The organism is Pseudomonas sp. CC11G (assembly GCF_056174845.1).
This window is the reverse complement of record NZ_JBWBZC010000023.1, coordinates 56,526-77,368: the sequence shown is the minus strand read 5'-3', so window position 1 is coordinate 77,368 and position 20,843 is coordinate 56,526. Positions and strand designations below refer to the sequence as shown.

Below are 20,843 nucleotides of genomic sequence, written 5' to 3'. Positions count from 1 at the left end.
TTTTTTATGCCTTTCGAACTGCTTGTAGATCCGACCACCCTCGCCATTCTCGCCGGCGTCGCCTTTATCGCCGGCTTTATCGACGCCATTGCCGGCGGCGGCGGTCTGCTCACCATGCCTGCGCTACTCACTGCCGGCATTCCACCGCATCTGGCGCTGGGCACCAGCAAACTCTGCGCGACGTTCGGCTCGGCCACCGCCAGCCTGACCTTCTACCGCCGCAAACTGTTCGACCCCAGCGCCTGGCGCTACGCCCTGATCGCCACCGCCGTCGGCTCGGCCATTGGCGCGTTGATTGCTCACTGGTTGCCGGCTGAATGGCTGATGCAGATGCTGCCGGTGGTGGTGTTCGCCTGTGGCGTTTACCTGCTGTTCAGCCGCACGCCAACCGCCCCCATCAGTAGCGACGCGCCGATTCCGCGCCGCCGGCAATGGCCGCAAGGGTTCGCATTGGGGTTTTACGATGGCGTTGCCGGGCCGGGCACTGGTGCGTTCTGGACGGTCAGCTCGCTGCTGCTGTATCCACTTGATCTGCTGCGCGCCAGCGGCGTGGCGCGGACCATGAATTTCGTCAGCAACGCCACCGCGCTGGCGGTATTTATCATCGGTGGGCAAGTGGCCTGGGTGCTCGGGTTGAGCATGGGCGTGGCGCTGATGGCCGGGGCATTTCTGGGGGCGCGGACGGCGATTTCGGGCGGCTCGAAATTTATCCGCCCGGTGTTCATTCTGGTGGTGTTGGCGCTGACTGTGCGACTAGCCTGGCAGCACTGGTTCGGGCAGGCCTGAACGGCGCGCCAGATACACATCAATCAGATAGCGGGCAATCGAGCGGTGGAACGGTAGCGGCGGCAAGTTATCCAGCTTGAACCACTGCGCGTCTTCGATTTCCTCTTCCTGCATCACGATCTCGCCGCTGGCGTACTCGGCGTGAAAACCCAGCATGAGCGAGTGCGGGAACGGCCAGCCCTGGCTTCCCAGGTATTGGATGTTCTTGATCTCCACGCCCACTTCTTCGCGCACCTCGCGCGCCACGCAGGTTTCCACCGACTCGCCTGCCTCTACGAAACCGGCCAGCGTGCTGTACATGCCCGGGATATAACGCGGCGAGCGCGCCAGCAGAATTTCATCACCGCGGGTTACCAGCACGATCATGCTCGGCGACAGCCGTGGGTAATGGCCAACCTGGCAATTCGGGCAGGTCGCCGAACGATCGATAACCGAGCGCACGGTGCGGGTACCGCAGCTGCCGCAAAAACGGTAGTTATCGGCCCAGGTGGCAATTTGCGCGGCAAACCCGAGCAAGCGGAAGGTGTCGGCATCAGCTTGCATCATGAACTGCCGCAAACCCTGCAGCGTGCAACCTTCCAGCTCGGGCGCGTGGGCAAAGTCGAGCAAGTACACGGCGTCGCCATCGAAATGGCCCAGGCCGTGCTCTTCAAACGCCGGCAGATCCTGGCGTTTTAGCCAGTCGCGGGGGAACAACACGCCGTTGCTGTCGGCGAGAAAACCTTGGCGAAAATGCGCCAGGGCCCAACCGCCGCCCTGGGTGATATCCAGTACTGCCGGCTCCCAACTCTTACTCATCAGGCAGCCACCTGCAGTCCCAGGGCGCGCACGCTTTCGGCGGCCAGGTCGAGCACGCTCGGCACGGTTTCCGGCCGCAGCACGGCGCCGCCTTCGAGGTAGTACTCAAGGCTGGTCAGTGCATCGGCGAGGGTTTCTAGCATTTGTTCAGACGGCATTTGCGCGGCCTCCAACATTTGCGTCTGGATGTAATCGGCGCAGGCACCTACCAGCAGCGCGGCGCGTTCCTGATTGAGGAACCACAAACCACCACGCACCGCTTGCAGGCTAAATGGCACGTTGGCCAGGTGCAGCTTGTCGCCGTTGGATTCCAGGTACGAAGTAATGGCGCGCTTGGCCAGGGCCAGGCCCGCCTGCGACTCGTCCACCACCACAATGCGGGCTTCGTTCAACTGGTGCTGGGCGAAGGAAGTCGCTTCATCGCCTGGCTGCACTTCCTGCGGCCGGGCATCACGGCGCTCGCCGCTTTCGAGGCTCGCCACCATGCTTTCGACATACAGCACGGCGTCGGCCATCTTGTGCAGCGCCGGCACCTCGATGGGCTCGGCATCGTTCCAACCGGCCACCACTTGCAGCTGGCTACTGAGGGTGGCGCCTGCGGAACTGAGGCCGACCATGCCGAGGGTTTTTGCCAGCTTGCCGAGCAGACCGTGCAGCGTGGTCAGGCGCTCGCTGTCGACGGTACCGCGCTCGATCAGGTCGAGCAGGTCTTTGACGCTGGCCAGTTCCTCGCGGATGGCCGACGACAACGAACGCATAACCGAGCGGCCGGGACCGGCCAGCAGTTGCGATTCTTCTTCGAGTAATTGATCGGTAAACGGCAGCGCCGTCAGGCCGAATACTTCGCGCACCTGGGTCGCCAACGGACCACGACTGTCGGCCAGGGCCACCAGGTACAGCAGCTCTTTAAGCAGATTGCGCGGGGCTTCGTAGCTGGCGTTGCCGAGCAGTTGCTTGAGCTCGCGGTCGATACGGGCGAACAGTTGCTTGCGCGCTTTACGCGGCAGCAGCTGGCCGTCGACCTGGGCTTCCAGCGCCGCAGCACCGATCCAGCACAGGCGGCCACGGGGCTGGCTGGCGAACAGGTTGTCGAGCCGGGTGAGAGCGCGGCCCATCAGCTTCAGGCCGGCTTGCGGGCCGTCTTCGCGGATAAAACCCAGCAGGCCAATCTGATACATCTGGCGCAGACGGCGCAGGTCGGCGGCGTGCGCGGCAACGTCCACCGCTGCAGCGGTTTCCGGGCGAATCTGGTCCAGACGGGCACTGAAGAAAAAACTTTCCGGCAACGGCGGCTGACCGCCGGCGGCACGCAGATCATTGATCGCCGGCAGCAGCAGCTCGGGCAACTCCTGGCGGTGCATCTCGACGTTTTCCAGGTAGCGGCGCAGCACATGCAGGGCGTTGTTCAACGCCGACAGCTGTACATCGCGCTCTTCACCGGCGCCTTCGGGAATATCGGTGGCCTGCTCCAGCACTTCCTGGGCCAGCAACTCGGCGCCAGCCAGCTCGATCAGATTGAGCGTGCCGCGGATTTGCTGCAAGTACTCCACCGCTTGTTGCAGCAGGCTGCCGTTGTTGCGTTCGGCAATAAACTGCTCAAGGCTCAGTTCCGCCTCTTCCATGGTGGCGAACAGCTCATCGCGCACCAAGCTAAGGGATGTGGCTCCAGAAACCATGGCCTACTGCGCCTCCCGCGCCAGTGAGAAATACGCGCGCATCAGTCTGCGAATTCCGGCTTTTGCTTGCTCATGTGCGCCGTCATGGCGATGCGCAAATCAGGCGACTGCAACATGTTGGCGTTCCACACGGCCACATATTCCAGGCCATCGTCGACGCGGTGGTCGCGCATGTAGCCAATCATTTTCTTGGTGCCGCGAATGGCGATCGGCGACTTGCTGGCGATTTCGCGGGCAATGCCGAACACGCCGTCGAGCAAGGCGGCTTCGTCAACGAAGGTACGGTTGACCAGGCCAATGCTGCGCGCCTCTTCACCGCCGATGGTGCGGCCGGTATACGCCAGTTCACGCATCATGCCGTCGCCGATAATGCGAGGCAGGCGCTGCAAGGTGCCGACATCGGCAGCCATGCCCATGTCGATTTCCTTGATAGCGAACTGCGCATCGAGGGTGGAATAACGCATGTCGCACGCGCTGATCAGGTCGATGGCGCCGCCCAGGCAATAGCCCTGAATGGCCGCCAGCACCGGTTTGCGGCAGGCGTCAACGGCATTGAACGAAGCTTGCAACTCAAGAATTTTGCGGCGCAGCACGTCGGCGTTGCGGCCGGGGTCTTTGCCCAACTGGTTGCCGACCTGGGCCAGCATCATCAGGTCGATGCCTGAGGAAAAATGTTTACCGGCGCCGGAAATAACCACCACACGCACTTCGTCGTTGGTGTCGATCCAGTTGAAGATTTCCACGATTTCGGTCCAGAACTCAGCGCTCATGGCGTTGATTTTTTCTGGACGGTTAATCACCACATGGGCGATCTTGTCGGCCAGTTCTACACGAAACGCTTTGTAGGCGGACATCTTGGCCTTCCTCTTCTGCTGCACGCGCGTGCATAGAATGTTGTTATGAATAAAACCGGCCAACTATAACAAGCACGGAACAAAAGTCGATGCCGCTGGTGTGACGCAGACCACGCTGCCGGTCTTCACACCCCTGCTTGAGTAAAGCCTTTAAGCGCTTGATCTGTCTGGCATCTTGCCGATGCCTTAAAACCATTCGAATAAGGTCTACCGCGTGACTACAACCTCTCTGGCCCATGCTTTTGGCAGAAACTTTCTGGGGCATTCCCCGCGCTGGTACAAGCTCTGCATTCTTGCGTTCCTGGTACTCAACCCGCTCGCGCTGTGGACCCTGGGCCCGGTAGTCGCCGGGTGGATGCTGGTGGCCGAATTCATTTTCACCCTCGGCATGGCGCTCAAATGCTACCCGCTGCAGCCCGGCGGCCTGTTGGTGCTTGAAGCCCTGCAGCTGCATATGGCCACACCGCAGGCTTTGTACGACGAACTGGCGCATAACTTTCCGGTGATTCTGCTGCTGATGTTTATGGTGGCCGGCATCTACTTTATGAAAGACCTACTGCTGTTGGTGTTCTCCAAACTGCTGCTGGGGGTGAAGTCCAAAGCACTGCTGGGCCTGACTTTCTGCCTGTTGGCCGCGTTTCTTTCCGCCTTTCTCGATGCACTTACGGTCATTGCCGTGGTGATTACCGTCTGCCTCGGTTTTTATCAGGTGTTCCATCGCTTCGCCTCCAACCAGAACAACCATGACGACGCTAGCGACGATAACGACATCGCCGACCAGCAACGCCAGGAGCTCGACCAATTCCGCTCGTTCCTGCGCAGCCTGCTGATGCACGGCGCCGTCGGCACGGCGCTGGGCGGCGTGTGCACGCTGGTGGGCGAGCCGCAGAACCTGCTGATCGGCCATGAAGTGGGCTGGGACTTTGTCACCTTCTTCAAGCATGTGGCGCCGGTGTCGATGCCCGTGCTGTTCGCCGGTTTGGCTACCTGCGTGCTGCTGGAAAAACTCCGTTGGTTTGGCTACGGCACGGAGCTGCCGGTGTCGGTGCGCAGCGTGCTGGCCGAGCATGCCGCGCGCCAGGCGCAAAACCGTACGGTGGCGGACACCGCCAGCTTGATTGTGCAGGGGCTGGCAGCGCTGATTTTGATCGGTTGCCTGGCGTTCCATATCGCCGAAGTCGGCTTGATCGGCCTTCTGGTGATCGTGCTGATCACCGCCTTTAGCGGCATCACCGACGAGCACCGCATCGGCAATGCGTTCAAAGACGCCCTGCCCTTTACCGCATTGCTGGTGGTGTTTTTTGCCATCGTGGCGGTGATTCATGAACAGCAGCTGTTTAGCCCGATCATCCAGGCGGTGCTGGCCCTGCCGACCGACCAGCAGCCGACCATGCTCTTTATTGCCAACGGGTTGCTGTCGGCGATCAGCGATAACGTGTTCGTGGCCACCATCTATATCACCGAGGTCAAACGCGAATTCGCCGCCGGCAATATGAGCCGCGAGCATTTCGAAACCTTGGCGGTGGCGATCAACACAGGCACCAACTTGCCGAGCGTGGCCACGCCAAATGGCCAGGCGGCGTTTCTGTTTTTGCTGACCTCATCGTTGGCGCCGTTGGTGCGGTTGTCGTACGGGCGCATGGCGTGGATGGCGTTGCCGTACACGATCGTGATGAGTGTGTTGGGGTGGTGGGCGGTGGCGCATTGGTTGTGAGAACGCCGTTCTCCTGAACGATTCTGGGTCCCCGCCTACGCGGGGACGACGGAGGTTTTTACAACTTTCACCGTCATTCCCGCGAAGGCGGGAATCCAGAATCTCAAGGTGAACGCAGCCGCCGGCCTACAGCGTCGCGACGCCATGCACGCGGTTACGCCACTGCCGCCAGGTGTACAGCGGAATCCCCGCCATCAGCACCAGAAAGCCCCAGAAAATCGCCTGCTGCCCGGTGCCATACAGCGCCCACATCGAATAGATAAATCCAAGGCTGCCTATGACAACCAGCAGCCCGCGCTCGCGGGGTTTGAAGGCTTCCGGTTTTACCGCCAGAAATTGCAGCAGCGCCGCGGTACAGAACGCGTACGGCACCACGCCGGTCATGGTGCCGAGCAGAATGATGACGTTGAACACTTCCACCAGATCGCCCTGCCCGTCGATCAGCACCAGCAAGGTCACCAGCACCCCGGAAACCAGCAAGCCATTGGCCGGCACATTGTGTTTATTCACCTTGGCCAGCGACTCCGGCAGCAAGCCGTCCCGCGCCGTGGCCATCGGAATCTGCCCTTGCAGCAGCACCCAGCCATTCAACGCACCCAGGCAGGCGATCACCGCGCCGCCGGCCACAAAGTAGTAACCCCATGGCCCCAGCAGCACCTGCGCGGCATCGGCAAACGGCGCGGTGGAGCGCATCAGCACGTCCGGCGGCAACACGCCCTGCACAGCCGTGATCGAGAGGATGTACACCGACGCCGCCACCACCGTGCCGAAAATGGTCGCGCGCGGAATCGTGCGTTTCGGGTCTTTGACGTGCTCAGCCGGCACAGTCGCCGACTCCAGCCCGATAAACGACCACAACGTCAGTGCCGCCGTGGTGGCGATGGCCGTGGCGTAACCGCCGCCACCGGGCAAGGATTCCACCGGCGGAATCGCCAGGTATTCGGGGTGAAAGGAGAACCAGCCAAGGACGCCGATCAGCAGCAGCGGAATCAGCTTGAGCGCGGTGAGGATGTTCTGCACCACGCCAAACGCGCCGATGCCGCGCAAGTTGATCAGGGTGCATAACCAGATGGCGGCGATGGCGGTGCCAATCGCCAGGGTCGGGTCGCGCAGCGCGGGGAAAAACACTTGCAGGTAACCGACCAGGGTTACCGAAATGGCCGCGTTGCCGATCCAGGCGGCTTTCCAGTACGTCCAGGCGCAGAGGTAACCGGCGAAGGCGCCAAACCCGTCACGGGTATAGGCGTACGGGCCACCGGCGGACGGGTTGAGGCGTGACAGGCGGGCGAAGGTCAGGGCCAGAATCACCGCGCCGGCACTGGAGATCAGCCAGCCGAACAGGCTCAGGCCGCCGAACGCGGCCAGGGCCGAGGGCAGCAGAAACACCCCCGAACCCACCATATTGCCTACCACCAGTGCCGAGCAGGTCCAGAACCCCATACTCCCCGTATTGTTCTGTTGCTCTTGATCCTGCATGTATCCCCCGAAGCTCAATTACTCCTTGATGCAGTCCACGGTATAGCAGCGTCCTTCGGGGCTGTCTTGGTGTTGTAGGCCGTGCACATCGGTATCGAAGCCGGGGAAGCTGCGGTCGAAGGTGCGGGCGAACGACAGGTAATCGATGATCGAGCGGGTCGCTTCGGTAAACCGCTCGCCCGGCATGATCAATGGAATGCCCGGTGGATACGGCACCAGCATCACCGCCGCAATACGGCCTTGCAGCTGGTCGATCGGCACCGCTTCCACTTCGCCACGCACCAGGTGGTTGTAGGCATCGGCTGGTTTGATCGCCACTTCCGGCAGCACGGTGTACATGCGCTTGAGGGCTTTGGGTGTGGCGTTTTCGCGGTAGCAGTTGTGCAGCGCATCGCACAGGTCGCGCAGGCCCATATTCTGGTAGCGGGCGTCTTCACGAACAATGGACGGCAGGCAATTGCTCAGGCGCACGTTGGCGTCGTAGCTGCGTTTGAACTCCAGCAGCTCGGTGAGCAAGGTGCTCCATTTACCCTTGGTAATGCCCATAGAGAACAGCACCAGGAAGGAATACAGACCGGTTTTTTCCACCACCAGGCCACGCTCCCAAAGGAACTTGCTGACCACCGCAGCGGGAATACCGCGCTCACTTAAAGCACCGCCGGCAGTCAGGCCAGGGGTGACCAGGGTGACCTTGATCGGGTCGAGCAACACGTAGTCGTCGGCCACGTCACCAAAGCCATGCCAGTCTGCGTCGGGCTGTAGTACCCAGTCGGCGGTCGTCACATGGTCGGCACCTTCGGCCAACGGCGGCTGCCAGATGCTGAACCACCAATCATCGGCGCTGAGGTTCTGCCGCAGGCTGGCCAGGGCGCGGCGGAAGCTCAGGGCTTCGTCGAAGGTTTCCTGAATCAGCGAACGCCCGGCCGGGCCTTCCATCATCGCCGAGGCCACATCGAGGGAAGCGATGATGCCGTATTGCGGCGACGTGGAGATGTGCATCATGAAGGCTTCGTTGAAGCGGTCACGGTCCAGCTGGCGAGCGCCGCCGTCTTGCACGTGAATCATCGACGCCTGGCTGAAGGCGGCCAGCAGTTTGTGGGTGGAATGGGTGGTGAATACCAGCGGGCCGTCGTCGGTGCGCGAGGTGCCCATGCCGTAACGGCCGGCGTAGAACTCGTGGAACGCGGCGTAGGCGTACCAAGCCTCGTCGAAGTGCACCACTTCCACGCTGTCGCCAATGGTTTTTTTGATCAGCTCGGCGTTGTAGCAAAGACCGTCGTAGGTGGAGTTGGTGACCACCACCAGCTTCACCTTCGGCTCGCGACCACGGGCGAGCGGGCTGGCGTCGATTTTGGCCTGGATGGATTCACGGGTGAATTCGCTCAGCGGAATCGGCCCGATAATGCCCAGCTCGTTGCGTTCCGGGCTCAGGTAGAGCGGGATGGCGCCGGTCATGATGATCGAATGCAGAATCGATTTGTGGCAGTTGCGGTCCACCAGCACCAGGTCGTCGCGACCGACCATGGAGTGCCAGACGATCTTGTTCGCCGTCGAGGTGCCGTTGATCACGAAGTAGGTGTGGTCAGCGCCAAAGTTGCGCGCGGCACGGGTTTCGGCTTCGGCCAGCGGGCCGGTGTGATCAAGCAGCGAACCCAGTTCCGGCACCGAGACTGAGAGGTCGGAACGCAGGGTGTTTTCGCCGAAGAACTGGTGGAACGCCTGGCCGACCGGGCTCTTGCGATAGGCCACGCCGCCACCATGCCCCGGCGTGTGCCAGGAATAGTTGGACTCGGCGGTGTGCTGCACCAACGCCTTGAAGAACGGCGGCAACAGCGCATCGAGGTAAGTACGCGCTGCGCGGGCAACCTGGCGGGCAAGGAACGGCACGGTGTCTTCGAAGAGATACAGCAGACCGCGCAGGTGGTTGAGGTCGGCCATGGCTTCGACCGGCGCGTTCTCGATGGTCACTTGCTCGCCGAGGGCAAAGATCGGCAACTGCGGCGCGCGTACGCGGGCGATGCGGATCAGCTCGATCACATCGTGCAGCAGGCGCTGGTTCTCCCCTGCCCCTTCGGCGGCCACCAGAATGCAGGCCAGGCCATGGTGGGTAGAAGCCACGATGCGGCCTTCGGTGGAGCTGGCGGTGGAGATGATGGTGAAGCCTTCGAGCTCCAGCTCGCGGGCAATCTCCCGCACGCGGTCGCCGGCCACGGTGTCGGCCTTGATGTCGCGGTGCACGATGAGAACGGGAAACTTGAGGTCTTTATACATTCTAGTAGCGCCTGAAGAGTGACCGGGCCCTGGCCCGTGCAGTCGTCAGGGTAGAGGCTCGCCCGAACAGGCGTAACCCCTGTGGCGCGACGTATACGAAAACGTCGCACGCGGATAAATCAGCGGGGAAACGGGGTGATTTCCGAGCCCTAAAAGCATCGAGGCTGAAGCCTCTCCCACAGGAGACCGAGATCCTTTGTGGGAGAGGCTTCAGCCTCGATTGGCCGGGCCTGAAAACGACAGAATCAAGCCGTTTCGGCAGCTTCCGCTTCCACCGCCGGCGCATCCATCTGCACCCACAACGGCAACGCACCGGAGGCTTTCTCCAGCAAACCCATACGCACGCCGTGGGCCACCAGATCCTCTTCACTGGCGCGCACCACACGGGTACGCGGGCGGTCTGCCGGCAAACGACGAATCTCGCTGGCCTGGTTGGCGCCACCGTTGCCGCCGTTACCGTCGGAAGCGTTGCCGGCCAGGGACAGGCTGGTCTGGCCGCCGGTCATGGTCAGGTAAACGTCGGCGAGAATCTCGGCATCGAGCAACGCGCCGTGCAGTTCGCGGCCAGAGTTGTCGACGCCGTAGCGTTTGCACAGGGCATCGAGGTTGTTGCGCTGCCCCGGGTGACGCTCGCGCGCCATCATCAGGGTGTCGAGCACGCTGCAGTGCTCGGTGATGTCGGCGCGGTCGTCCTGACCCAGCAGGGCGAATTCGTTGTTGATAAAGCCGATGTCGAACGCGGCGTTATGGATGATCAGTTGGGCGTCTTTGATGAATTCGAAAAACTCATCGGCCACTTCCTTGAAGCGCGGCTTGTCGGCGAGAAACTCGTCGGTAATACCGTGAACCGCGATGGCGCCTTCATCGCTCGCGCGGTCTGGCTGCAGGTACACGTGAAAATGCCGGCCGGTGAGGCGGCGGCCAATCAGTTCAACGCAACCGATCTCGATGACCCGGTGGCCATCGGTGACCGGCATACCGGTAGTTTCGGTATCGAGTACAACACTACGCATGCTTTATTCCCCGTACTTCATCGACGCCACGGTTGGCCAGTTGGTCGGCGCGTTCGTTGCCGTGGTGGCCGGTGTGGCCACGCACCCACTTCCAGGTGACGGTGTGGCGGTTGACCTGTTCATCCAGCGCTTGCCAGAGGTCGGCATTTTTGACCGGCTGCTTGGCGGCGGTTTTCCAGCCGCGCTTTTTCCAGTTCACCAACCACTCTTGCATGCCTTTCATCACGTATTCGGAGTCGGTTACCAGCAGCACCTCGCAGGGGCGCTTGAGTTCTTCCAACCCTTTGATGGCGGCGGTCAGCTCCATGCGGTTGTTGGTGGTGTCGCGCTCGCCACCCCACAACTCTTTCTCCACGCCTTTAAACACCAACAAGGCGCCCCAGCCGCCAACGCCAGGATTACCTTTACAGGCGCCGTCGGTGAAGATTTCGATCTGTTCGCTCATGAATTCTGCTGCTCAGGTATCGCTGTTTGAATCACGCCGGCTGACCTTGGCCACCGGCATGGGCATCAGCTTGCCCATGGGCGCTCGCTGTGCCTGACGCAATGGCCGCAAACCGACTACCAGTTTGCGCGCCACCAATAGATAGAAGCCTGCTCCGGGCATTTGCCAGGCGCCGCCCCATTGTTCCAGGCGGCTCAGCCGTGATTGCCAGGCCGTTGAAGCAAGCGGCGGACGATAGCACCCGAAGCGGCGTTTCTCCAGCGCGAAACCCAGCAGGCGCAGCCAGTCCGTCACCCGGTTAGGCGCGATGCAGCGGGCATCACCAAGGGCATCGCGGGCGAACACATGACGCAGGCCCCAGGTGCTCCAGGGATTGATGCCGATAATGATCAGATGCCCGCCCGGCCTTACGCTGCGGGCCGCTTCGCGCAACAAACCGTGGGGCGACAGGCAGAAATCCAGGCCATGTTGCAGCACCAGCACGTCGGCCGCGGACTCGGTCAGCGGCCAGGCCTGCTCTTCGCACACGATCTCGGCGCCAGGCAATGGCGCGCCCACATGCACGCAGCGCTGAATCTGGTTGGCGCCCGGCGGTTTTTCCGCGTGGGGACCGTAATGCACCAGGTAGCCGCCGAAGAACCGCGCCAGTTCGTCTTCCAGCAAACGCCGCTCTTCGCCGAGCATCATTTGCCCCAGCGGGCCATTGAGCCAGCCACGGGCGGCGCTGATCAGTTCGAGCCAATCGGGGTCCGCTTGAGCGAAAGCCTTGTCCGTCATAACCGCCTCTCTGTGCTCCATCGGCATTGCAGTAAGATGCGCCAATACATAAAGCTTGGCGACCCGACGATGATACAGATCGATGCCCTACCCGCTTTTAACGACAACTACCTGTGGTTGTTACAAGACACTGCCAACCAGCGCTGCGCCGTAGTAGACCCCGGCGATGCCGCTCCGGTTCTCGCCTGGCTGCAAGCGCACCCGGGCTGGCAGTTGACCGAGATCCTGGTCACCCATCACCACTTCGACCACGTCGGCGGCGTGGAGCAATTGAAAACCGCCACCGGGGCCAAGGTCTACGGCCCCGCGCAGGAAAAAATTCCCGGCCGCGATATTGCCTTGGATGACGGCGACCAGATCGAAGTGCTGGGCCTTACCCTGCGCATCTTCACCGTGCCCGGCCACACCCTGGGCCATATCGCCTACTACGTGGCCGAGGCGCCGACCGCCGCCGGCGCGCCGCTGCTGTTCTGCGGCGACACGCTTTTTGCCGCCGGCTGCGGCCGCTTGTTCGAGGGCACGCCGGAGCAGATGTTCACGTCGCTCAGCCGCCTGGCCGCGCTGCCGGATAACACCGCTATTTATTGCACCCACGAATACACCCTGAGCAACCTGCGCTTCGCCCACGCCGTGGAGCCGAACAACCCCGACGTCAGCGCGCGCCTGGCCCAGGTAACGGCCTGGCGTGAGGAAGGCACCATCAGCTTGCCGTCGAATCTGGCTCTGGAACGGGCGACCAATCCGTTTCTGCGCAGTGAGGTTGCGAACGTGGTCGCAAAAATCGACGAACGGGACGGCATCGCGCAACGCCAGCCGAGCGAGGTGTTTGCTCGGTTGCGGGCGTGGAAAGACCAGTTTTAAGTCCATTGGTGCCTAACCAGGCGGCCGGTTAAAACTTGACCACATTAGGCGGCGTTCCTAGAATCGGCCGATCTTTTTGCCCGGATCACACCCGCCGCCGATGCAGTCAATTGCCCAGAAGTCCCGGAATATCGACACATTGGCCCGTCTGGCTCGTGCGCTTCCGGTTGTCTTTGCGGCCATTCTGGCGGGTTGCCAAAGCACGGGTGGCACGCACAATCCGAGCCCCAGCAACAACGTCGCCCTCAGCAGCCGCTCCCAGCCGCCTGAATGGATGACCGACACCTCCAGCAGCGACAAGCCCCAGGACATGTGGGACCGCATGCGCGCCGGCTTTCAGCTGCAAGACGAAATCGGCATCAACCCGCGCATTGAGCAACAGCGCCTGTGGTTCGCCAGCAAACCTTCTTATCTCGAAAGCGCCAGCGGCCGTGGCAGTCTCTACATTCATTACGTGGTAGAGCGCCTGGAAGCCAACAACATGCCGCTGGAACTGGCCCTGTTGCCGGTGATTGAAAGCTCGTACAACCCGTTTGCCCTGTCGCGCAGCGATGCGGTGGGTTTGTGGCAGTTCATCCCCTCCACCGGGCGCAACTTCAACCTGCAGCAAACCACCTGGTACGACGGCCGCCGCGATATCACCGCCTCGACCAACGCCGCTATCGAATATCTGTCGCGCCTGCATGAGATGTTCAACGGTGACTGGCTGCTGGCCCTGGCGGCCTACAACGCTGGCGAAGGCACCGTGAGCCGCGCCATCGAGCGCAACCAGCGCCTCGGCCTGCCCACCGACTACTGGAACCTGCCGCTGCCCAAGGAAACCCAGGACTACGTGCCCAAGCTGCTGGCCCTGTCGCAACTGGTGAGCGCGCCGGCGGCCTACGGCATCAACCTCGAACCGATCGCCAACGAGCCCTACTTCGAAGTCGTGGAGTTCGACAAGCCGATGGACCTGAGCCGTGTGGCGGCCATGGCCGATATCGACAAAGACGAACTGATTCAGCTGAACCCGGCTTTCAAACGCAATATCACCCGCGGCGGCCCTTCGCACCTGCTGGTACCGCACGAAAAAGCCGAGCGCCTGACCACGTCCTTGGCGCAGATCCAGCCCAGCGACATCACTGATTTTCAGGAATACCGGGTACGCAAAGGCGACAGCCTGCACGGCATCGCCAGCCGCTATCAGCTGTCGACTGATGATTTGAAGGAAGCCAACGATTTGTCGGGCAACAGCCTGAGCGTCGGCCAGACCCTGACCATCCCCGTTACGGCCGGCACCTCGCCCTTCCCCACCACCACGGCCAAGCCGACTGCAGTGGCGAGCAGCACGACCACCAGCGTCAAGCTCAAGAGTTACAAGGTTAAGAACGGCGACAACCTTTACCAGATCGCCAAGGCCAACAAGCTGGATGTGGCCGACCTGCGCCGCTGGAACAACCTGCAAAACAACGCCGTGAAGCCCGGCCAGACGTTGGCCCTGCAAGGCACGCAGCAAGTTATCCGCAGCATCGCCAAGAACAATCCGGCGCAAGGCCGGGAGACGGTCACCTATTACAAGGTGCAGAAAGGCGACTCGATGTACATGATCGCCAAGCGGTTCAACGTTGAGATGCAGAACCTGAAGACGTGGAATCCGAAGACGACCCATGATCTGACGCCTGGGCAGACTATTACGCTGTATCTCACTGACCGCTAGTTCACCTGTTTCCTGCTCGATTCTGGATTCCCGCCTGCGCGGGAATGACGGATGTTTTTGCGTATTCCACCGTCGTCCCCGCGAAGGCGGGGACCCAGAGTCGTGCAGCCGACGACCAATCCCGCAGCTACTACTTCTTGGTCAACGCCTCCAAACACCGCCCCGTCAACTGTGTAAACCGCTGAAACGCCACAAACTGCTCATGCTTCAACGCTCGCCCGGAAATCCGGCTGTCGGCGTACAGCACGCCAATCTGCCGCGTCCCTGCCATCAGCGGCGCAATAAAGAACATGCCCTGCCCCAGCCACTGGCGAATCGGTTGGGTCACCAGCTCGTTCAGGTTGTAGCTGGCCGGCACGCCCATCCACAGCGCTTCTCTGTGCCGCAGCACATAACTGAAGATATGCGGCTGCTCGGGCTGTTCGGCCGGCAATAGAAAGTCAGTCACCCAACGCTCGGTCTTCTCACCCACGGCGCGCTTGACCTTGAAGCGCGTCTGCTCCTCCGCCAACACCGCGAGCATCACCCGCTCCAGCCCGGCGCCCTGGTGCAAGCCCTTGAACAAGCTGTCGAGGATCAGGCCGATGTCGGCGCGCTTGGACACCATCATGCCGAGGTCTTGCAGCGACTGTTGCAGAACTAGCAAATCGGGTTGCAGCAGACGCGCTTTGCGCTGTTCCTGCTGGGTGCGGATCAGCTCCGGGTCGGTGGAGGGGATCAGCCGGCACAGCGAACTGGCGCCGAAGGTGGCGGCCACTTTCACGGCTTCGTCGGCGCTGTCGAGCACCTGCTGCAAGGCTTCCTCGGGCGTGATGCCGGTGAAGGTCGCCATTTGCTGCACCAGGGTTTCCATCGCTGGCGAGTCCCAGCCCTCCAGCGCCGCTTCGCTGATGCGCGCGCCTAAGTGCACGGCAAAAGCGGCGGGGTCGTTATGGTTGGCGGTGTTGTGCGCCAGGCTGGCGATTTCGCCGAGGTTCCAGCTTTTAACCAGGCCTTGGGTCAAGTGGCGAAAGCTGGTGCCGAGCACTTCGCGCACCACTTCATCTTCATTGATACCTGGCCGGGCCAGGGCGGTGGCCAGTTCGTCGGCCTGCTCGCCCGCACAGCCCCAGAACGCCAATGCGCCGAGGTGGTAGAGCAAGGCGGCGATAAACACTTCTTCCTGATTTTTGGTAAGCACATAGCCGGCGATATTGCGCGCCTGTACAGCAGCGTGAAACGAACGGGCCAGCAGCTCGTAAAGCTGCTCGCTGGGCGCGCGGCCGAGCAGGCCGTCGATCAGGCTGACCGACAGACCGATCAGGCGCACGTTGTCGAAGCCGATCAACACAATGGCGCGGGAAATGGTGCGAATGGGTTCCTGGGCGGGGTTGTAGTACACGCTATTGCCCACGCGCAGCACCTTGGAGGTCAGTGAGGCGTCACGCAACAACACATCGGCCAATTGTTGCACCGACGACTTTTCTGCCTGGGCCAGGTGGTGCAAGTCCTGCACCACGGCTGCCAATGCCGGTAACTCGGCCTGATTCAAACGATCGATCCATGACTGCAATCCATGGGTGCGTGCTGCCAAAGTAAAAACCTCGCAAAGCAATCTTTCATTATTGCCATCGGGCTCTGAAACAGGCCTCCGGGCTTTCTCTTTTTCCAGCGGATACAAGCTGTTACTGTACCGGCACGAAGCCCAATGCCGCTACGGAACGGACCACCTAGCCTGATGCGTTGCCTCCTTTCGCTACTTCTGAGTCTGGCTATGTGCGTTCCTGCTTTCGCGACCATCAGCGAAAGTCATGGTTATGCCCAGTTCGGCACACTCAAGTATCCCGCCAGTTTTACCCACTTCGATTGGGTTAACCCCGACGCACCCAAAGGCGGCACGATTCGAGTGATGGCATTTGGCACCTTCGACACTCTAAACCCTTATACCTTTAAGGGTAGCAGCCCTTCGTCTACTCCCAATTTCGCCCAGTACGGCATTGGTGAGCTGAACGAACCGCTGATGGCCGGCACCGGCCAGTACGACCCTTCCGGCGATGAAGCGGCGTCCAGTTACGGCCTCATCGCCAAGTCCGTGGAATACAGCGAAGACCGCAGCTGGGTGGTGTTCAACCTGCGTCCCGAAGCGCGCTTCAACGACGGCAAGCCGGTTACTGCCTACGACGTGGCGTTTTCCTACCGCACCCTGCTCAAACAAGGCCACCCGCAATACCGCACCAGCCTGCAGGAAGTGGCGCGGGTGGATATTCTCGGCCGCCACCGCATTCGCTTCGTGCTCAAGCGCGCCGGCAATTCGCTGCTGATTCTGCGCCTGGGCGAGCTGCCGGTATTGCCGCAGCACTATTGGAAAGACCGCGACTTCAAGGCCACCACCTTCGAAGCGCCGGTGACCAGTGGCCCCTACCAGATCACCGAAATCAATCCTGGCCGCAGCCTGGTGTTCGAACGCGTGAAAGACTGGTGGGGCAAAGACCTGCCGGTTAACCGTGGGAAATACAATTTCGACCGCATGGAAGTCGAGTTCTATCGCGACGCCGATGTGGCATTCGAAGCCTTCAAGGCCGGCGAGTTCGACTTCTATATCGAGCACCAGGCGAAGAACTGGGCCAATGGCTACCGCTTTCCGGCGATAAAACGCGGCGACGTCATTCGCGCGCAAATCCCCCACCAGATTCCCACGCAAACCCAGGGCCTGTTTATGAACAGTCGCCGCCCTGCCTTCGCCGACAGCAAGGTGCGCGAAGCCATGGGCCTGATGCTGGATTTCGAGTGGACCAATCGCACCCTGTTCAACAACGCCTACACCCGCGCCACCAGCTACTTCCCCAATAGCGAGTTCGCCGCCAGCGGTAAACCCGAGGGCCAGGAATGGTTACTGCTGTCGGTGTTTCGCGACCAACTGCCGCCCAGCCTGTTCAGCGAGCCCTTTACGGTGCCGAAAACCCAGGGCAATGGCATTCCGCGCGAAACCCTCAGGCGCGCGCTGGGTCTATTAGCCGACGCCGGCTGGAAGCTCAATGGCCAACGCCTGCAAAACGCCAAAGGTGAACCGCTGCGCTTCGAGCTGCTGCTGGTGAACCCCAACCTTGAACGCATCCTGCAACCGTATGTGGAAAACCTCGCCAGCATCGGTATTCAAGCGCACTTGCGCACGGTCGACCGGGCGCAATATAAACAGCGGTTGGACCAATTCGACTTCGACATGATTTTGATGACGCTGCAGCAAAACCTCAGCCCCGGCCTCGAACAATGGCAGTACTTCCACTCCAGCCAGGCCAACGTCAAAGGCAGTAAAAACTACGCCGGCGTGCGCAGCCCGGTCGTCGACAGCCTGCTGGAAAGTCTGCTGGCCGCACAGACCCGCGATGAACAGGTAGCGGCCACCCGCGCCCTGGACCGCGTACTGCTGTCGCAGCACTACATGATTCCCAACTGGTACCTCAATTATCACCGCCTGGCGTACCGCAACCGGTTCGCCTTCGTCACCACGCCGCCGTACACCCTCGGGTTGCGCGCCTGGTGGCTGAAGCCTACGGAGAAGGCTCTATGACTTTGTTTTTGCGCACCGTGCTGCGCGTTGGCAGCGGCGCCCTGTTCGCCGGTTTCTGCCTGGCAGCCGCTGCGGCGCCGCAACATGCCATCACCCTGTACGACGAAGCGCCCAAGTACCCGGCCAATTTCAAACACTTTGACTATGTGAACCCCGACGCCCCCAAAGGCGGGACGCTGCGCCTGGGCGGCAGTGGCGGTTTCGACAGCCTTAACGCGTTTATCTCCAAGGGCGTGCAGGCCGATCAGTTGTCGCTGCTGTACGACACCCTCACCTACCACTCCCCCGACGAGCCGTTTACCGAGTACGGCTTGCTCGCCGAGAAAATCGAGAAAGCGCCGGACGACAGCTACGTGCGTTTCTTCATTAACCCCAAGGCGAAGTTCAACGACGGCACGCCGGTGACCGCCGACGATGTGATCTTCAGCTTCGACATCCTGCGCAGCAAAGGCGCGCCGACTTACGCCATGTACTACGCCGACGTCACCCAGGTGGTAGCGGAAGGCCCGCTGACGGTGCGTTTTGACTTCAACAAGCCAGGCAACCGCGAGCTGCCGCTGATCATCGGCCAGCTGCCAGTGCTGCCCAAGCATTGGTGGGCCACGCGCGACTTCAGCAAAGCCAATCTAGAAGTGCCGCTCGGTAGCGGTCCGTATCGCATCACCAATATTTCCCCCGGCAGTACCATCCGCTATGAACGGGTGAAGGACTGGTGGGGCCAAGACCTGCCGGTGAACCGCGGTTACTACAACTTCGACACGATTGAAGTGGACTACTACCGCGACACCTCGGTAACCCTGGAAGCGTTCAAAGCCGGGCAGTTCGACTTCAACCTCGAGTACTCGGCCAAAGACTGGGCCACCGGCTACGACAGCCCGGCCCTGCGCGATGGGCGCATCATCAAGGAAGCCCTGCCCAACCAGAACCCGGTGGGCATGCAGTCGTTCGCCTTCAACCTGCGCCGCGCCAAGTTCCAGGACCCGCGAGTGCGCGAGGCGATCGCCCAGCTGTTCGACTTCGAATGGTCGAACAAACAACTGTTTTTCGGCGCGTACAAACGCAACAACAGTTTCTTTGAAAACTCCGACATGGCCGCCCACGAGCTGCCCGATGCCGACGAGCTAAAACTGCTGGAGCCGCTGCGCGGGCAGATTCCCGACAAGGTATTTACCGACGTCTTCAAGTCGCCGGTGACCACGGGCGACGGCATGATCCGCGATCAGAAGCGCAAGGCATACAAGCTGCTGCTGGACGCCGGTTACAAGATCGAAAACGACAAGATGGTCGGCCCGGACGGCCAGCCTTTGACCATCGAATTTATGCTCTATCAGCTGAATTTGGAGCGGGTACTGCTGCCGTTTATGCGTAACCTGGCGGAGCTGGGCATTGATATGCAGATCCGCCGCGTCGATGCCTCGCAGTACGTCAATCGCATGCGCTCGCGGGACTTCGACATGACCACCGCCACCTGGGGCCAGTCGAGCTCGCCGGGCAACGAACAGCGCGAGTATTGGCATTCGAGCAGTGCCGACAGCCCAGGCAGCCGCAACTACATCGGTCTGCGTGACCCGGCCATCGACAAGCTGGTGGAAGGCCTGATTCGCGCCGACTCGCGCAAAAGCCTGGTCACCCATGCGCGCGCCCTCGACCGGGTGCTGCTGTGGGGCAACTACGTGATCCCCAATTACTACATCGACACGTTCCGTATCGCCCACTGGAACAAGTTTGGACGGCCTGCCATTACGCCGAAATATGACGTTGGCATGATGACCTGGTGGCAAACCAGCGAAAAAGCCGAGGGTAGCAAACCGCAAGCGGCACCCGCGGCCCCACCCAAGGAAACCGAATAAATGCTCGCCTATATTCTGCGGCGCTTGCTGCTGATCATTCCCACGCTGTTCGGCATTCTGCTGCTCAACTTCATCATCATCCAGGCCGCGCCGGGCGGCCCGGTTGAGCAGATGATCGCCAAGCTCGAAGGCTTTGAAGGCGCGACCAGCCGCATTTCCGGGGGCGGTGCCGAAGTGTCGGTGGCCGGTTCGAATTATCGCGGCGCCCAGGGCCTGGACCCGGAACTGGTGAAAGAAATCGAGAAGATGTATGGCTTCGACAAATCGGCACCGGAGCGCTTCTGGCTGATGCTGAAAAGCTATGCGCAGCTCGATTTTGGCAGCAGCTTTTTCCGCGACGCCAAGGTGGTGGACCTGATTGTGGAAAAGATGCCGGTGTCGATCTCGCTCGGCTTATGGAGCACCTTGATCATGTACCTGGTGTCCATTCCGCTAGGCATCACCAAGGCCATGCGTAACGGCAGCACGTTTGATGTATGGACCAGCTCGGCGATCATCGTTGGCTATGCAATTCCGGCGTTTCTGTTCGCCATTCTGCTGATCGTGCTGTTTGCCGGTGGCAGCTATTACGACTGGTTTCCCCTGCGCGGGCTGACGTCCAATCACTTCGACCAGATGAGCATGGGCGGCAAGATTCTGGACTATTTCTGGCACCTGGTGCTGCCGGTGACGGCGCTGGTGATCGGCAACTTCGCCACCCTCACCTTCCTGACCAAAAACAGCTTTCTCGATGAGATCAACAAACAGTATGTGGTCACCGCACGGGCCAAGGGGCTGACCAACAACGCCATCCTCTACGGCCATGTGTTTCGCAACGCCATGCTGCTGATCATTGCCGGATTCCCGTCGGCGTTTATCAGTATTTTCTTTACCGGCTCGCTGATGATTGAAGTGATTTTCTCCCTCGACGGCCTGGGCCTGATGAGTTTTGAAGCCGCCATCAGCCGCGACTACCCCGTGGTGTTCGGCACGCTGTTTATCTTCACCTTGGTCGGCCTGGTGGTGAAGTTGATCGGTGATATCACCTACACCCTGGTCGATCCGCGGATCGACTTCGCCAATCGGGAGGGCTGAGCATG

General features: G+C 61.2%; 16 protein-coding genes. 7 read left to right on the top strand and 9 right to left on the bottom strand.

Going from position 1 to position 20,843, the window contains the following annotated elements:
* The first annotated feature begins 6 nt into the window (after positions 1–6).
* Positions 7–786 (top strand): TSUP family transporter, encoded by a 780-nt coding sequence (locus AC0V2S_RS22360; RefSeq protein ID WP_475511624.1) that lies wholly within the window; start codon positions 7–9, stop codon positions 784–786.
* Here the strand turns inward: AC0V2S_RS22360 and nudC are convergent.
* The 3 genes from nudC to AC0V2S_RS22345 are packed head-to-tail and all read right to left on the bottom strand — an operon-like array spanning position 754 to position 4,114.
* Positions 754–1,584, bottom strand: a complete 831-nt coding sequence (nudC, locus tag AC0V2S_RS22355) for an NAD(+) diphosphatase (RefSeq protein ID WP_475511623.1) — start codon at positions 1,582–1,584, stop codon at positions 754–756. The two genes, AC0V2S_RS22360 and nudC, sit on opposite strands and share 33 nt — an antisense overlap.
* Positions 1,584–3,260: a FimL-related protein gene (locus tag AC0V2S_RS22350; RefSeq protein ID WP_475511622.1), complete on the bottom strand. Its 1,677-nt coding sequence runs from the start codon at positions 3,258–3,260 to the stop codon at positions 1,584–1,586. Before AC0V2S_RS22350 ends, nudC begins: the two co-directional genes overlap by 1 nt.
* 41 nt (positions 3,261–3,301) lie before the next feature.
* The gene (locus AC0V2S_RS22345) at positions 3,302–4,114 is read right to left on the bottom strand and encodes a crotonase/enoyl-CoA hydratase family protein (RefSeq protein ID WP_475511621.1); all 813 of its coding nucleotides are present in this window, start codon (positions 4,112–4,114) and stop codon (positions 3,302–3,304) included.
* A gap of 214 nt (positions 4,115–4,328) precedes the next feature.
* Here AC0V2S_RS22345 and nhaB point away from each other — a divergent pair, with 214 nt between their 5' ends.
* Complete coding sequence (gene nhaB, locus AC0V2S_RS22340) at positions 4,329–5,828, top strand: sodium/proton antiporter NhaB (RefSeq protein ID WP_475511620.1); 1,500 nt, start codon at positions 4,329–4,331, stop codon at positions 5,826–5,828.
* Positions 5,829–5,954: 126 nt separating this feature from the next.
* Here the strand turns inward: nhaB and AC0V2S_RS22335 are convergent, their stop codons facing one another.
* The 5 genes from AC0V2S_RS22335 to AC0V2S_RS22315 form a co-directional block, all read right to left on the bottom strand.
* On the bottom strand, positions 5,955–7,304 hold the full coding sequence (locus AC0V2S_RS22335) for an amino acid permease (RefSeq protein ID WP_475511619.1): 1,350 nt from the start codon (positions 7,302–7,304) through the stop codon (positions 5,955–5,957).
* Between the two features lie 18 nt (positions 7,305–7,322).
* Entirely contained in the window at positions 7,323–9,575 is a 2,253-nt protein-coding gene (locus tag AC0V2S_RS22330) for an Orn/Lys/Arg family decarboxylase (protein ID WP_475511618.1), read from the bottom strand.
* Positions 9,576–9,820: 245 nt separating this feature from the next.
* Positions 9,821–10,588: a DNA polymerase III subunit epsilon gene (gene dnaQ / locus AC0V2S_RS22325; RefSeq protein WP_475511617.1), complete on the bottom strand. Its 768-nt coding sequence runs from the start codon at positions 10,586–10,588 to the stop codon at positions 9,821–9,823.
* Positions 10,581–11,033 (bottom strand): ribonuclease HI, encoded by a 453-nt coding sequence (rnhA, locus tag AC0V2S_RS22320; protein ID WP_475511616.1) that lies wholly within the window; start codon positions 11,031–11,033, stop codon positions 10,581–10,583. Before rnhA ends, dnaQ begins: the two co-directional genes overlap by 8 nt.
* A 12-nt stretch (positions 11,034–11,045) precedes the next feature.
* Positions 11,046–11,810 (bottom strand): methyltransferase domain-containing protein, encoded by a 765-nt coding sequence (locus AC0V2S_RS22315; RefSeq protein WP_475511615.1) that lies wholly within the window; start codon positions 11,808–11,810, stop codon positions 11,046–11,048.
* 69 nt (positions 11,811–11,879) lie between these two features.
* Here AC0V2S_RS22315 and gloB point away from each other — a divergent pair, with 69 nt between their 5' ends.
* Together gloB and AC0V2S_RS22305 are read left to right on the top strand one after the other, a co-directional pair.
* Positions 11,880–12,671, top strand: coding sequence for a hydroxyacylglutathione hydrolase (gloB, locus tag AC0V2S_RS22310; protein WP_475511614.1), 792 nt, complete (start codon positions 11,880–11,882; stop codon positions 12,669–12,671).
* A 100-nt stretch (positions 12,672–12,771) separates the two neighbouring features.
* Entirely contained in the window at positions 12,772–14,367 is a 1,596-nt protein-coding gene (locus AC0V2S_RS22305; protein ID WP_475511613.1) for a LysM peptidoglycan-binding domain-containing protein, read from the top strand.
* Between the two features lie 130 nt (positions 14,368–14,497).
* Here AC0V2S_RS22305 and AC0V2S_RS22300 read toward each other — a convergent pair whose 3' ends face one another.
* A complete protein-coding gene (locus tag AC0V2S_RS22300) occupies positions 14,498–15,919 on the bottom strand; it encodes an HDOD domain-containing protein (protein WP_475511612.1) in 1,422 nt (473 codons plus the stop codon).
* Between the two features lie 165 nt (positions 15,920–16,084).
* Between AC0V2S_RS22300 and AC0V2S_RS22295 the strand changes: the two genes are divergently transcribed.
* From AC0V2S_RS22295 to AC0V2S_RS22285, 3 genes are read left to right on the top strand one after another with little or no spacing between them, the layout of a single operon-like run.
* A complete protein-coding gene (locus AC0V2S_RS22295) occupies positions 16,085–17,914 on the top strand; it encodes an extracellular solute-binding protein (RefSeq protein ID WP_475511611.1) in 1,830 nt (609 codons plus the stop codon).
* On the top strand, positions 17,911–19,764 hold the full coding sequence (locus tag AC0V2S_RS22290) for an extracellular solute-binding protein (RefSeq protein ID WP_475511610.1): 1,854 nt from the start codon (positions 17,911–17,913) through the stop codon (positions 19,762–19,764). Before AC0V2S_RS22295 ends, AC0V2S_RS22290 begins: the two co-directional genes overlap by 4 nt.
* Positions 19,765–20,838: a microcin C ABC transporter permease YejB gene (locus AC0V2S_RS22285; RefSeq protein ID WP_475511609.1), complete on the top strand. Its 1,074-nt coding sequence runs from the start codon at positions 19,765–19,767 to the stop codon at positions 20,836–20,838.
* The last annotated feature ends 5 nt before the right edge of the window (positions 20,839–20,843 follow it).